The sequence below is a fragment of the Rathayibacter sp. Leaf248 genome (genome assembly GCF_920939495.1).
Classification (GTDB): domain Bacteria; phylum Actinomycetota; class Actinomycetes; order Actinomycetales; family Microbacteriaceae; genus Rathayibacter; species Rathayibacter caricis.
In genome coordinates this window covers 1,177,588-1,190,759 of sequence record NZ_CAKLAV010000001.1, presented here as the reverse complement: position 1 = coordinate 1,190,759, position 13,172 = coordinate 1,177,588, and the positions used below count along the sequence as shown (strand labels likewise).

Sequence of the window (13,172 nt, the reverse complement as noted above, 5' to 3'; positions counted from 1 at the left end):
TCGCCGGGCTGCAACGAATCTAGAGCACGCTCAGTCGCCGGTGCGCTCCAGCAGTCCGCGGAGGGTCTCCAGATCGGCCGCGACGCGACCGCAGTCCTCGTCCCACTGCTCGAGCGTCATCCCCTCGTACCGGCGCACGGTGAAGGCCACTTCGGCTCCGTCCCCGTTCGCCAGGACCCGCAGCGGGTTGTCGAAGACGCGCCCCTCGGCGTTGATCACGCGGTGGTCCGCGACTCCGAAGGGGTTCCGCGGAGCGAAGACCACCTCCACGCGCCCCATCGGGGAGTCGGCGAACCAGCGCCCGTCGACCTCCTCGACGTCCGACTCCGCGAGCCCCGCGGCCCAGAGGGGCAGGTTCGAGGGATCGACGATGAAGGAGTAGACCTCGTCGGCGGGCGCGTCGATGACGATCCCGACCGGTCTCGATTCATGGATCACGGGAGTCGCTCCCCTTCTGCGGCGAAGCTCGCCACCAGTAGGGCGGCGAGGGTGGTGCGCTCGAGGATCCCCTCGATGCTCACCGACTCGCCGCGGGCGTGCGCCCCCGCTCCGGGGGCGCCGAGGCCGTCGAGCACCGGGATGCCGAGGGCCGCGATCAGGTTGCCGTCGCTCGCTCCGCCGACCGCGGTCTCGACGAGCGGCAGGTCCATGGTGCGGGCGAGGCGCTCGGCCCGGCGGAACAGGGCGCCGACGGCGGCGGTCCGCTCGAACACCGGGCGCTGCCACGATCCGCGGACCTCGATGCGGATCCGCTCGTCACTGGCCTGCAGGGCGTTCATCTCGGCCTCGACGCGAGCCGCCTCGGCCGAGTTCCGGATGCGCGCCTCGAGCTCGAGCCGCACCTTCGCGGTCGTCACGTTGACCCGGCTGCCGCCGCCGATCAGGCCGATGTTGACGGTGGTCCCCGCCTCGGGCCGCGCGATGCCGAGCACCCGGGGGATCAGGGCGCCGAGCTCGTGGATCGCGCTCGCGCCCTTCTCGGGCTCGACGCCGGCGTGCGCCTCGATGCCGACGACGTCGACGACGAAGTTGCCGATGCCCTTGCGGGCGGTCTTCACCGCGTCGCCGATCGCGCCCTCGAAGACGAGCGCGGCCTCGGCGCCCCGGCTCTGGTGCTCGAGGAACGAGCGCGAGACGAGGCTGCCGACCTCCTCGTCGCCGTTCATCACCAGTCGGATCGCGGGGTGCTCCAGGCGCGCGTGCCGCAGCGCCGCGACGACCCAGACCATCTGCACCAGCCCGACCTTCATGTCGTAGGTGCCAGGACCGCTGAGCCGGTCGCCGTCGACCGCGAAGGGCCAGGCCCGGGTCGTGCCGAGCGGCCAGACCGTGTCGTAGTGGCCGAGCAGCGCCACGAACGGCCGCGACCCCCGCGGGCCCCGGCCCGGCGCGCTGCCCGGGAAGGTCCAGCTCGAGGCACGCGGAGCGTCCTGCTCGCGCTGGTGCTCGATCTCGGCGGCGTGGCCGAGGCGCTCGCCGACCCAGTGCACGAGGTAGGCGTGCAGCTCACCGAGGGCCTCGAGCGAGTCGCTCGGGCTCTCGATCATCACGAGGTGGCGGACGTCGGCGAGGATCTGCTCGCGGTTCTCGCGCAGGAACACGCGCACGCGGGCCGCATCGGCGGCGTCGGGGAAGGTCACCGTACCCGGAGTACCAGAGTGCGGCCGTCGGCGCGAACCGGGGCGTGGATGAACCGGACGGGCCGCCGTTACGTTGGACGGGTCAGAGGTGGTGCATGTCCGAGGATCAGGCCGAGCTGCTGCGTGCCCTGCACGACGAGCACTCGGCGGCGCTGTGGAGGTTCGTCCTCCGGCTCACCGGCGACCGCCAGATGGCGGAGGACGTGGTGCAGGAGGCGCTGCTGCGCGCGTGGAAGAACCCCGCGATCCTCGCTCAGGGCGAGGCCGCGGCGCGCTCGTGGCTCTACACCGTCGCCCGCAACCTCGTGATCGACGACCGTCGCAGCGCCCGCTACGCCCGCGAGATCGGCACCGACGAGGTGCCGGAGCGCCCGTCCGCCGACCGCACCGACCAGGTGCTCGACGCGTGGCTGCTCTCGGACGCGCTCAGCGGCATCAGCCTCGAGCACCGCACGGTGATCGTGCACGCGTACTACGGCGGCCGGTCCGTCGCCGAGATCGCCGACCTGCTGGGCATCGCGCCCGGCACCGTGAAGTCGCGGATGCACTACGGCATGCGGGCGCTCAAGCTCGCCTTGCAGGAGAGAGGAGTGACCGAGCTGTGAGCACCGACGCGCGTGACGACGCATCCGAGGGCGACGCCTTCCGGGACTGGGACGCCGCCTACCTGCTCGGATCGCTGTCGAGCGCCGACCGCCGCGCCTACGAGCAGCACCTCCGAGCCTGCCCCGCGTGCCGGGAGGGCCTCGGCGAGTTCGTGCCGCTGCCCGGTCTCCTCGCGCACCTGCCGGCCGAGGAGGCGCTGCGCCTGCTCGAGACCCCTCCGGAGCAGCTCGCCGAGACCGCGCCGCCGGCGCTCCTGTCCCGGCTCGCCGCGGCCACCGACTCCGTCCGGCGCCGCACGCGCGTGCGGGTCGCGGGCCTCGTGCTCGCGGCCGCCGGAGTCTCGGCCGCCGCCGCGATCGCGCTGCCGATGGTCGTCGGCGAGACCGCCGCGACAGTCGACACCACGGGATACACGGTCTCGCTCGCGAGCGAGCCGGGAGTGCCCGTGGAGGCGACGGTCGAGTTCGTCGCCGAGGACTGGGGCACGCGGATCGACATGGACTGTAGCTGGGGTGAGAGCACCGAAGGGTCCTCGCCCGGTGCGCGGTCGGTCGGGTACGTGATGTACGTGACCGACACCTCGGGCGGCTCCGAGCCGATCGGATCGTGGACGAGCACGCCCGGCAGCTCGATGCACCCGACCCTCGCGACCGGCCTGCCGCTCGCCGACATCGCCTCGGTCGAGGTCCGTCTGCAGGAGTCCGGAGAGGTCGTCCTCACCGGCGCTCCCTGACCGCCCGGATCGACCACGCCGTCGGATTCCCAGGTGGAGCGCTCGGGCACTGAGTAGCTTCTCAGTCATGACGATCGCGACCCTCGCCCTCGCCCCTGCCTCTACGGCCTCCACCTCCTCCGACAGCATCGACCAGCTCTCCGGGCTCGTCGGCGTCGCTGCGCGGGTGATCGCCGCGCTCGGCGAGGTGGGCGTCGGACTGCTGACGCTCATCGAGACGGTGTTCCCGCCGATCCCGAGCGAGCTGGTGCTGCCGCTGGCGGGCTTCCTCGCCCAGCAGGGCCGGATGAACCTCATGCTCGTCGTGATCACCGCGACGCTCGGCGCGTACCTCGGCGGGCTCGTCCTCTACTGGCTCGGGTACCGCATCGGCACCGAGCGCTCGATCCGCCTGCTCTCGAAGCTGCCGCTGGTCGACCGCGAGGACTTCGAGAAGGCGGTCGGCTGGTTCCGCCGTCACGGCACCTGGGCGGTGCTGTTCGGCCGGCTGATCCCGGGAGTGCGCAGCCTGATCTCGCTCCCGGCGGGGGCCGAGCGGATGAACCTCCTGCTGTTCTCGGCCCTCACGATCCTGGGCTCGGGCGTCTGGAACGGCCTGCTCATCGGCCTGGGTGCCGCACTCGGCACGCAGTACGAGCTCGTCGACCAGTACGCGGGGGTGCTCGACGCGATCATCTACGGCGCGATCGGGGTCCTGGTGCTGCTGCTCGTCGTCCGCAGCATCCGCCGTCACCGCGCGGCGGGATCGTCGCCGAAGCACTGAGCTCGGGTCGGGTCACTGCTTCGGCCGCGACCCGCTCCGTCGGATCGGGAATAGTCCCCACCTTCCTTCGTTAATACCCCCCGGGGGTATCGAAAGGAGAAGCGCATGACGCACGAGACGGATGCAGCGGTCGAGCACGGGCACGACCGGGGAGACGACGCTCGGAGCCTCGCCGGGCACGGACAGCAGGACCACTCCGGAGACGAGGGGCACTCGGGCCACGGAGACCACGGCCACGACGGGCACTCCGGCCACGGAGGCCACGGCCACTCCGGCCACGTCGCGATGTTCCGCCGCCTCTTCTGGTCGATGCTGGTCGTCGCCGTGCCCACGGTGCTGCTGAGCCCGATGTTCGCCGACCTCGTCGGCTACCGGCTCCCCTCCGCCTCCTGGATCGCGTGGGTCCCGCCCGTGCTCGGCACGGTGCTCTTCGTCCTCGGCGGCCGCCCGTTCCTCACGGGCGCGCTCGACGAGATCCGCTCCCGCACCCCCGGCATGATGCTGCTGATCGCCCTCGCGATCAGCGTCGCCTTCGTGTCGTCGCTCGGCGCGAGCACCGGACTGCTGCCGCACGGCCTCGACTTCTGGTGGGAGCTCGCGCTCCTGATCGTGATCATGCTGCTGGGCCACTGGATCGAGATGCGCTCGCTCGCGCAGGCCTCCAGCGCCCTCGACTCGCTCGCCGCTCTCCTGCCCGACGAGGCCGAGCGCGAGACGCCCGACGGCGTCGAGCGGATCCGGCCCGAGGGCCTCGCGGTCGGCGACGTCGTCCTCGTCCGGCCCGGAGCCCGCGTCCCGGCCGACGGCGAGATCCTCGAGGGGTCCGCCGAGATCGACGAGTCGGTGCTGACGGGGGAGTCGCGCACCGTGGCGCGCACGGTCGGCGACCGCCTCGTCGCGGGCAGCGTCGCGACCGACGCCCGGCTGCGCCTCCGCGTCGATGCGACCGGCGACGACACCGCGCTCGCCGGCATCCGCCGCCTGGTCGCGCAGGCTCAGTACTCCTCGTCGCGCGCGCAGAGGCTCGCCGACCGCTTCGCCGCGCTGCTCTTCTGGTTCGCGCTCGGCGCCGCCGTCGTCACCGCCGTGGTCTGGGTCGCGCTCGGGATGCCCGACACGGCTCTCGTGCGCACCGTCAGCGTCCTCGTCATCGCGTGCCCGCACGCGCTGGGTCTCGCGATCCCGCTCGTCGTGTCGATCGCGACCGAGAAGGCCGCCCGCGCCGGCATCCTGGTGACCGATCGCGCCGCGCTCGAGGCGATGCGCACCGTCGACACCGTGCTCTTCGACAAGACGGGCACCCTGACCCTGGGTCGTCCCGAGGTCGTCGACGTGCTCGGCGCCCCGGAGTCGCTCGCCCTGGCCGCCGCCGTCGAGAGCGACAGCGAGCACCCGCTGGCCGCGGCGATCGTCCGCGCGGCGGGCGGGTCGGAGCGGCGGGCCGAAGGCTTCCTCACGCGAGGGGGCATCGGAGTGGAGGCCGTCGTCGACGGCGCCCGGATCGCCGTCGGCGGCCCCGCGCTCCTCGCCGAGCGCGGCCTCGCCCCGCTTCCCGAGAGCGCCGGAGCAGCGGAGCGCGGCGCGACCGTGCTGCACGTCCTGCGCGAGGACGCCGTCCTCGGCGTCGTCGTGCTCGAGGACGCGGTGCGCCCGGAGTCCGCGGAGGCGGTGGCGGCGCTGCGCCGCGAGGGCGTGCGCGTGGCTCTGGTCACCGGCGACGCCGAGCCCGTCGCCCGACGGGTCGCCGCCGAGCTCGGCATCGACGAGGTCGTCGCGGGCGTCCTGCCCGGCGGCAAGAGCGACGTCGTCGCGCGGCTGCGGGCCGACGGCCGGCGCGTCGCGATGGTCGGGGACGGCGTGAACGACGCCCCCGCGCTCGCCGGAGCCGATGTCGGCATCGCGATCGGCGCGGGGACGGACGTGGCGATCGCCTCGGCCGGTCTGGTCCTCGCCTCCGACGACCCGCGGGGAGTGGTGCGGATCCTCACGCTCTCGCGTGCCTCCGCCGCGAAGATGCGGCAGAACCTCGCCTGGGGCGCCGGCTACAACCTGGCGGCCGTGCCGCTGGCGGCGGGAGTGCTCGCTCCGATCGGCTTCGTGCTGCCGATGGAGGTCGGCGCCCTGCTGATGAGCGCGAGCACCGTGATCGTCGCGCTCAACGCGCAGTTGCTGCGCCGTCTGCGCCTCTGACAGGCGGGCGGCGCGGGCGCAAGGCGGTGCGCGGCGCGGCGGACGTGCCCTAGCGTTCGAGGCGTCCACTCCCGATGCGAAGGAACGCCATGTCCGAGAACGCCGCTCCCGCCCTGTCCCGCACCGCCGTCGAGCGGAGCTGGATCATCGGCGTCTCGCTGATCGCGATCGTGCTCGGAGTGATCGCCGTACTCATCCCGGGGCCGACCCTGCTGACGGTCGCGATCGTCTTCGGCATCCACCTGATCGCAGCCGGCGTCTTCCGCCTCCTCCTCGCCTTCACCGCCTCCCGGCTCGAGGCGCGCGTGCGGTGGCTCGCGGGCCTGCTCGGCGCGCTCATCCTCGTGACCGGCATCCTCTGCCTCTCGAACCCGTTCGAGTCCCTCACCGTGCTGGGCCTCGTGATCGGCCTCGGCTGGATCCTCGACGGCGTCTCGAGCATCACGAGCGGCCGCACAGTGTCCGGCCCGGCCTGGCTGCCGATCGCGGCGGGGATCGCCTCGGTGATCGCCGGGATCCTGACGATCATCATGCCGGTGCTCGCGCTGACGTCCTTCGTCACGGTCGTCGCGATCCTGCTCATCGTCGTCGGCGTCTCGGGGCTGCTGCTGCTCCCCGGCCGCACGAAGACGCCGGAGGAAGCGCGCTGACGCTCCCGCCCGTCCTCGACGACCTGGGCGAGCGGATCTGCGTGATCGGCCCATCCACCAGCGGGAAGTCGACCCTGGCCGCCGCGATCGGGCACTCGCGCGACCTGCCCGTGGTGCACCTCGACCAGTACCGGCACCGGCCGGGGACGGCCTGGGTCGAGCGCCCCGACGACGAGTTCGCGGCTCTGCACGGCGACGCCGTCCGTGGTGAGCGCTGGGTCATCGAGGGGAACTACTCCCGCTGGCTGCCCGAGCGGCTCGAGCGGGCCACCGGAGTCGTCCTGCTCGACGCGACGACGCCGACGACCGTCTTCCGGTACCTCCGCCGCGCGTGGAGTCCGGGCGATCGGATCGGAGGGCTGGAGGGCACGCGCGACCGCGTGAGCCTGGCGATGCTGCGCTTCCTCGTCGGTCCGGCGCGCGCCGGCCGGCTCCGGCTGCTCCGCGCGTTCGAGGCCGTCGACGCGCCGAAGCTGCTGCTTCCCGACCGCCGGGCCCTCGAGCGCTTCCGCCGCGAGAACGGGCTGCCGGAGCACACACCCACGACGCGGGCCGGCGTCAGAACAGGACGCCGTCGCTGACGAGCACGGTCGCGGGGATCGCGAAGGCGAACCACGACAGGGGAGCCAGGACCCAGTTGGCGAGGATCGCGCCCCGACCCGGTGCGTGGGCGCGCACCGCCTCCACCTCGGCCAGCGCGACCCGCGGCGAGTAGAGCAGGCGGGCGTTCGCCGCGATCGAGATCACAGCTCCGACGACCAGCGGACCGCCCAGCAGGAGGAACGCCCCCTCGGCGGTCGCCACCCAGAGCGCGGCCCAGACGAGCCAGAGCACGAGCAGCCAGACGGCGACGGCGAAGGTGATCCGCTGAGCGGGGCTCCGGCCGGTCGCGAAGAGGTCGTCGGCCTGCTCGTCGATCGGTCGGCGGAGCACGCGGATCCGCAGGGCGGCGGACACGAGGAGCGCCAGGACCGCGTAGGGCAGGCCGCCGACGACGAGGATCTGCACGGGGACGAACCCCAGCTGGGAGATCGCGACCACACTCAGGGTCCCGGCGACCGCCATCGTGATCGGCACCACCAGCAGGGCCGAGAGGGGGAACGCGGGCGGCGCCTGCCGCAGCGGCCACTCGTCGGAGGATCGCGGCTCGGTCATCGCCTCACCCTACTGAGGAGGGGTGTCCGCCCGGTGCTGTGGCACCCTGTGCCGGTGAGCTCCGACGACCCCGACCTCGTGCCCGAGCTGCTGGTCGGGGATCTCGAGCGCAGCCTGGCCTTCTGGTGCGGCCCCTGCGGCTTCTCCGTCCGCTACTCCCGCCCCGAGGAGGGCTTCGCCTACCTCGTCCGCGGCGGCTCCCACGTCATGCTCGACCGCATCGGCGCGGGGCGTGACTGGATCACGGGCGCGCTCGAGCGTCCGCTCGGTCGCGGCCTGAACCTGCAGATCCGCGTCGACGACGCCGACGCCGTGGCGGTGGCGCTCCGGGAGGCGGGCGTCGCGCTCTTCCTCGAGCCCGAGACGCGCTGGTACCGGACGGGGGAGCGAGCTGCCGGCGTCCGCCAGCTGCTGGTCGTCGACCCCGACGGCTACCTCCTCCGCTTCCAGTCCCCGCTCGGATCGCGTCCGGCTCCGGCCTGACCGGCCCGCACGACCAGCCTCTCGGATCGCGACATCATGCTCGAGGACGATGTCGCGGTACCGCCGGGGCTGCTGTGATCGGTGGATGCCCGACCCCACCCTCACCGGCCTCGTCGACACCCTCTCGACCGGGACTCCTCCGAGCGACACCCCACCGGCGCCCGGGCGCCGCGGCGTCGTCCGCCCAGCCGACCTCGTCGCCGCTCTGACCGGCGTGGCCCTGGGCTTCTTCTCCCTCTTCGTCCACGCCCTCGCCGAGTGGCAGTACCTCGGCGCGTCGGTCGAGAGCGTCAGCGCGCTCGGCTGGCTCACCCCGGCGATCGCGGGGGCGCTGTGCCTCGTCGTCGCGGCCGTGCCGGTCGTCGTCCGCTCCGTCCGTCGACGCCGCACGCGGGCCTCGTCGTGAGCCGGCTGCCCGCCGGTCCCGCCGTGCGGCTCGCGGAGGAGCTCCTCGCCCGCGCAGGATGCGCCGACTCCGCCCGCCCCTGGGTCCTGCGCACCCGCTCCGGCGCGCACCGGTCGATCAATTTCGCCGCGCTCGAGCGTCACGTGCACGCGCTGGATCTCTCTGAGGAGGCCGTCGCCCGCATCGCGCTGTCGCTGGCGACCGGGCTCCCGATCGACCTGCGCGCCGCCCTCGGCTACCTCACCCGTGATCACGCCGAGCTCGTGATGACGGTCGTCGCGTGCGTCGGCGGGCACGATCGTTCGGGCAGTCGCGTGCGCGTCTCCGCTGATCGCCGGAGCGTCGAGACCGTTCCGCCGCTCGGCTCCTGGGCGCTCTGAGACGGCTCCCGTTCGATCCGCCGCCCCCGTCCGGGCGTCCTCCGCGTCGCTACAGGCTTTCGCATGTACCCGGTTTAGGGTGTCCGTGTGCAACGTGTCGACGATTTCCCAGGAGCCGGACCGGTGGCGACCTCACCCGAATCCGGTGACCCGCGGGAGGCGTCCGCTCTCCAGCTCTCCTCCACCACCACGTCCCCCGGACAGGTGACCAGTGGTGAGGCGGGCTACCGCAGCGGCAACGTCGCGGATCCGGTGTGGCAGTCGTGGCGTGACGAGCTGGCGAAGGTGGGCGGCCCGTCGCCGCTCCTGCACTTCGTCGACTCGCCCCGGACGCGGATCGAGCTGTCGACCACCCATCCGGGCGGCCTCCCTCCCTTCATCTCCGGCAAGACGACCCTCCTCTCCTCGCTCATCCGCGACGAGCTCGCCCTGCGGACCGCGAAGAACGCGGCCGCGGCGATCACCGACAAGGGCATCGAGCTGCGCTCGGTCCGCGGCATCGAGGGCGTCCACCTCGCGATCGGGCTGGCGCAGTGGCGCGCGGGCGAGACCGAGTTCACCGCTCCCGTCCTCCTGCGTCCGCTCGCGATCCGGCGCTACGGCCGCGACTTCGAGCTCAAGCTCAAGGGTCAGCCGTTCTTCAACCCTCAGCTCGCGCGCGCCCTCAAGCAGCAGTTCGGGATCACCGTCGATCCCGAGCAGTTCGTCGAGCTCGCCGTGCAGAGCGGCGTCTTCAAGCCGCAGCCGGTCATCGACCAGCTCCGCGGACTGACCTCGCACCTGCCCTGGTTCGCCGTGCACCCCCGCCTCGTGGTCTCGAGCTTCGCCGACGTGGCGGGCGACATGCTCCGGGACGCCCGGATGCTCGAGCACCCGGTGCTGGATGCGGTGGCCGGCAACCCCGCCGCCAAGCGCTCGCTCCAGCAGTCGCAGAAGGTCGCCTCGATCATCCCGCAGGACGAGCGCCCGCCCGCGACCGACAACCTCCTGCTCGATGCCGATGCCGAGCAGGAGCAGGTCATCGCGAACATCGCGGCCGGCAACTCCCTCGTCGTCAAGACTCTGCCGGGCACCGGCGGCACCCAGACGATCGTCAACGCGATCGGCGCCCTCGCCGCGCAGCACAAGCGGGTGCTCGTGGTGGGCGCTCGCCGCTCGAGCCTCGACAGCATCCACCAGCGGCTCGTCTCGGCCGGCCTCGGCGGCATCGCCGTGGGCCCGCGCACGCTGCGCCGCGACCTCATCCAGTCGATCGGCCGCAACGAGAAGGCCGCGCGCCCCTCCGTGAGTGAGATCGACGACGCCCTGCTGCGCCTGCGCAAGGTGCTCCTCGACTACCGCGGCGCGCTCTCGCGCCGCGACGACAGCTTCGGCGTCTCGGCGCTGCAGGCCCTCGAGGAGCTCGCGCGCCTGTCGCAGCTGCGCACCCCTCCGTCGACCACCGCGCGCCTCGAGCGCCGCGCCGTGACCGCGCTCGCGCACAGCCGCCCCGAGGCCACGCGCATGCTGATCGAGTCGGCCCGGCTGGGGGAGTTCCGCTACGGTCCGGGCGACTCGCCGTGGTACGGCGCGCACTTCGATTCGACCAGCGAGGCGGAGGCGGCGCACGAGCTCGCCAAGCGGCTTCACCTGCGCGATCTGCCTCGACTGCTCGACCGCGCCCAGGACGTCGTCGGCCAGACCCGGATGCGCCCGTTCGAGTCGGTCGCCGAGCTCGGCATCTACCTGCGCCTGCTCCAGGACGTCCGCGAGACCCTCGACAAGTTCCAGCCGGCCGTCTTCGACCGGTCGATCCAGGACCTCATCGTGGCGACCTCGCCGCGTCGGGACGCCGCCGAGATGTCCTCGACGAACCGACGCCGCCTGAAGAAGCTCGCCCGCGAGTACATGCGGCCCGGCGCGCACGTCACCGATCTCAACGCCTCGCTGCGCCGCGTGCAGCAGCAGCGCACCCTCTGGCAGCGCTACGCCGTCGCCGGCACGGTGCCCGAGGTGCCCGTCGGAGTCGCCGACGTGCAGGTCGCGTACCAGCAGGTCGCCGACGACCTGGGCCGGCTCGACGAGCCGCTCGGCCGCCGCGGCACCAACGTCCAGCTCGCCTCGCTCCCGCTGGCCGAGCTCGCCTCGATGGTCTCCGGGCTCGCCGAGGACAGCGAGGTCCTGGCCAACCTGCAGGAGCGCACCACGCTGCTCTCGACGCTGCGCGAGTGGGGCCTGGATCCGCTGCTCGCCGACCTCTCGCGCCGCCACGTGCCCGCCGAGCTGGTCGCGATCGAGCTCGACCTCGCCTGGTGGCGCTCGGCCCTCGAGATCATGCTGACCGACGAGCGCGCGCTGCTCGGCGGGAACACCTCCGTTCTCGACCGCCTCGAGGCCGACTTCAAGCTCGTCGACGAGGCGCACGCCGCCTCCAGCGCCGAGCTGCTGGCCTGGAAGCTGTCCGAGACCTGGAAGATCGGCCTCGTCGACTGGCCGCAGGAGCGCGACGCCCTGCGCGCGCTGCTGCGCACCGAGGCGGCGACGACTCCGCAGGAGCTGCAGAAGGCGGCTCCGCACCTGTCGCGCGTGCTCGCTCCGGCGTGGCTCGTGTCGCCCTACGAGGTGCACCGCATCGGCACCGAGACCACGTTCGACACGGTCTTCCTCGTCGACGCCGGCGCCACGACCCTCGCCGAGAACGTCGGAGCGATCCGCCGCGCGAAGCAGGTCGTCGCGTTCGGCGATCCGGTGACGCAGACGCCCACTCCGTTCGGCCTGCGCGTCGACGAGTCGGTCGAGTTCGGCAGCACCGCGACCCGCACCGACGTCGAGGCCCTGCACGCGCAGTCGGCGCTCGCGCGCCTGGGCGAGCTGCTCAACACGGTCACGCTGACCCGGAGCTACCGGGCCGGCGGCGAGGACCTCGCCGAGCTGGTCAACCGCCGCTTCTACGGCGGCCGGATCGACTCCCTGCCCTGGGCCGGATCCTTCCTCGGCCACGACTCGCTCCGCTTCCACTACATCGCGAGCGGTCACGGCATGCCCGAGAACGACTCCGGAGCGGTCGAGTCCGTCGACGCCGAGGTCGCGAAGGTCGTCGAGCTGGTCCTCGAGCACGCGGTCATCCGCCCGCGTGAGTCGCTCATGGTGATCACCGCGAGCCCGCGTCACGCCGTGCGCGTGCAGCAGGCCGTGCTCACGGCGTTCGCCAAGCGCACCGATCTGAACGACTTCATCCTCGGCGACCGGCCCGAGCCGTTCACCGTCGTGACCCTCGAGCAGTCGGTCGCGCAGAGCCGCGACCGGGTCATCTTCTCGATCGGGTACGGCCGCACTCCGCACGGACGGCTGCTGTCGAACTTCGGCGCGCTGGCCGAGGCGGGCGGCGAGCGGCTGCTCGCGGTCGGCATGACCAGGGCCCGTCGCTCGATGGACATCGTCTCGTGCTTCCGGCCCGGCGACATCGACGAGTCGCGGATGCGGCACGGCATGGTGGCGCTCGCGCAGGTGCTGCAGGAGGCGGAGGACCGCGTCCAGCCGAGCGACCGCGACGACTACTCCGAGCCGATGCTGGTCGACCTGGCCGCACGCCTCGAGCGTCGCGGCCTGAGGGTGAACATCGGGCACAAGGGCAAGCTGGCGCTGGTGGCCGCGCACGGGACGCGGGCCGTCGTGGTCGAGACCGACCGCGACGTCAGCACGCAGAGCCTCCGGGTCTCGCTGCGGCTGCGTCCGGAGCTGCTGCGCCGTCTCGGCTGGCACTACCTGCGCGTGCACAACTTCGAGCTGTTCGCCGACCCCGAGGCCGTGGCCGCGCGGGTCGCGGGGCTGATCGGGGGTCCGGCCGACGAGGCTCCGGCACCCGAGCCCGAGACGCCGGCTCCCGCGGTCGTCGCGACGGCGGCGCCGGCGCCCGTGTCGAGCGAGACCCAGCCGATCGAGATCCAGCCGCGCGACGACGCGTGACCGAGGACCCGCCGACCGCCGCACCCGCCGGAGCCGATCGCCCGCTCCGGCGCTCGCGCGGCGGTCGGCGGGCGACCCTGCCCGCGAAGCCGGGCACGGACCCGTCGCCGCACGACGCCCCCGTGCCCGACCCCGAGGTGCCGCCTCTCCGGCCCGACACCGGCCCGAACGACTTCCGCCTCCGCCAGGACGTCCCGCCCCACTACTGAGCCGTGCGTCGA

General features: G+C 73.1%; 14 protein-coding genes. 11 read left to right on the top strand and 3 right to left on the bottom strand.

Features of this window, described 5'->3' with window-relative positions:
• Positions 1 to 30: 30 nt before the first annotated feature.
• Positions 31 to 438 carry an SRPBCC family protein gene (locus tag LRG51_RS05815; protein ID WP_230671637.1) on the bottom strand — a complete coding sequence of 136 codons (408 nt, stop codon included), beginning with the start codon at positions 436 to 438 and terminating at the stop codon, positions 31 to 33.
• Entirely contained in the window at positions 435 to 1,640 is a 1,206-nt protein-coding gene (locus tag LRG51_RS05810) for a M20/M25/M40 family metallo-hydrolase (protein WP_107574758.1), read from the bottom strand. Before LRG51_RS05810 ends, LRG51_RS05815 begins: the two co-directional genes overlap by 4 nt.
• 95 nt (positions 1,641 to 1,735) lie before the next feature.
• On the opposite strand from LRG51_RS05810, the gene LRG51_RS05805 reads away from it, so the two are divergent.
• From LRG51_RS05805 to LRG51_RS05780, 6 genes are all read left to right on the top strand, one after another.
• Positions 1,736 to 2,245: a sigma-70 family RNA polymerase sigma factor gene (locus tag LRG51_RS05805; RefSeq protein WP_230671635.1), complete on the top strand. Its 510-nt coding sequence runs from the start codon at positions 1,736 to 1,738 to the stop codon at positions 2,243 to 2,245.
• Positions 2,242 to 2,979 carry an anti-sigma factor family protein gene (locus LRG51_RS05800; protein WP_230671633.1) on the top strand — a complete coding sequence of 246 codons (738 nt, stop codon included), beginning with the start codon at positions 2,242 to 2,244 and terminating at the stop codon, positions 2,977 to 2,979. Before LRG51_RS05805 ends, LRG51_RS05800 begins: the two co-directional genes overlap by 4 nt.
• A 67-nt stretch (positions 2,980 to 3,046) precedes the next feature.
• Positions 3,047 to 3,742, top strand: coding sequence for a DedA family protein (locus LRG51_RS05795; RefSeq protein ID WP_230671631.1), 696 nt, complete (start codon positions 3,047 to 3,049; stop codon positions 3,740 to 3,742).
• Between the two features lie 105 nt (positions 3,743 to 3,847).
• A complete protein-coding gene (locus LRG51_RS05790) occupies positions 3,848 to 5,932 on the top strand; it encodes a copper-translocating P-type ATPase (protein WP_230671629.1) in 2,085 nt (694 codons plus the stop codon).
• 89 nt (positions 5,933 to 6,021) lie between these two features.
• Positions 6,022 to 6,582 carry an HdeD family acid-resistance protein gene (locus LRG51_RS05785; protein ID WP_055787874.1) on the top strand — a complete coding sequence of 187 codons (561 nt, stop codon included), beginning with the start codon at positions 6,022 to 6,024 and terminating at the stop codon, positions 6,580 to 6,582.
• A 41-nt stretch (positions 6,583 to 6,623) separates the two neighbouring features.
• Positions 6,624 to 7,163, top strand: a complete 540-nt coding sequence (locus LRG51_RS05780) for a hypothetical protein (protein ID WP_230671627.1) — start codon at positions 6,624 to 6,626, stop codon at positions 7,161 to 7,163.
• Here LRG51_RS05780 and LRG51_RS05775 read toward each other — a convergent pair.
• Positions 7,141 to 7,737 carry a hypothetical protein gene (locus LRG51_RS05775; protein ID WP_230671625.1) on the bottom strand — a complete coding sequence of 199 codons (597 nt, stop codon included), beginning with the start codon at positions 7,735 to 7,737 and terminating at the stop codon, positions 7,141 to 7,143. The two genes, LRG51_RS05780 and LRG51_RS05775, sit on opposite strands and share 23 nt — an antisense overlap.
• A 54-nt stretch (positions 7,738 to 7,791) precedes the next feature.
• On the opposite strand from LRG51_RS05775, the gene LRG51_RS05770 reads away from it, so the two are divergent.
• From LRG51_RS05770 to LRG51_RS05750, 5 genes are all read left to right on the top strand, one after another.
• On the top strand, positions 7,792 to 8,220 hold the full coding sequence (locus tag LRG51_RS05770; protein ID WP_055789011.1) for a bleomycin resistance protein: 429 nt from the start codon (positions 7,792 to 7,794) through the stop codon (positions 8,218 to 8,220).
• Positions 8,221 to 8,305: 85 nt separating this feature from the next.
• Positions 8,306 to 8,626, top strand: a complete 321-nt coding sequence (locus tag LRG51_RS05765) for a hypothetical protein (RefSeq protein ID WP_107574763.1) — start codon at positions 8,306 to 8,308, stop codon at positions 8,624 to 8,626.
• Positions 8,623 to 9,006 (top strand): hypothetical protein, encoded by a 384-nt coding sequence (locus LRG51_RS05760; protein WP_230671623.1) that lies wholly within the window; start codon positions 8,623 to 8,625, stop codon positions 9,004 to 9,006. The genes LRG51_RS05765 and LRG51_RS05760 overlap by 4 nt, the downstream gene beginning before the upstream one ends.
• Positions 9,007 to 9,129: 123 nt before the next feature.
• Positions 9,130 to 12,951 carry a DEAD/DEAH box helicase gene (locus LRG51_RS05755; protein WP_230671621.1) on the top strand — a complete coding sequence of 1,274 codons (3,822 nt, stop codon included), beginning with the start codon at positions 9,130 to 9,132 and terminating at the stop codon, positions 12,949 to 12,951.
• Positions 12,948 to 13,160 carry a hypothetical protein gene (locus LRG51_RS05750; RefSeq protein WP_055787891.1) on the top strand — a complete coding sequence of 71 codons (213 nt, stop codon included), beginning with the start codon at positions 12,948 to 12,950 and terminating at the stop codon, positions 13,158 to 13,160. Before LRG51_RS05755 ends, LRG51_RS05750 begins: the two co-directional genes overlap by 4 nt.
• The last annotated feature ends 12 nt before the right edge of the window (positions 13,161 to 13,172 follow it).

Excerpts from the sequence above, each read along its gene's own strand:
- LRG51_RS05805 (WP_230671635.1), top strand. The coding sequence starts at position 1,736 with ATGTCCGAGGATCAGGCCGAGCTGCTGCGTGCCCTGCACGACGAGCAC.
- LRG51_RS05785 (WP_055787874.1), top strand. The coding sequence starts at position 6,022 with ATGTCCGAGAACGCCGCTCCCGCCCTGTCCCGCACCGCCGTCGAGCGG.
- LRG51_RS05775 (WP_230671625.1), bottom strand. The coding sequence starts at position 7,737 with ATGACCGAGCCGCGATCCTCCGACGAGTGGCCGCTGCGGCAGGCGCCG.
- LRG51_RS05765 (WP_107574763.1), top strand. The coding sequence starts at position 8,306 with ATGCCCGACCCCACCCTCACCGGCCTCGTCGACACCCTCTCGACCGGG.
- LRG51_RS05795 (WP_230671631.1), top strand. The coding sequence starts at position 3,047 with ATGACGATCGCGACCCTCGCCCTCGCCCCTGCCTCTACGGCCTCCACC.
- LRG51_RS05790 (WP_230671629.1), top strand. The coding sequence starts at position 3,848 with ATGACGCACGAGACGGATGCAGCGGTCGAGCACGGGCACGACCGGGGA.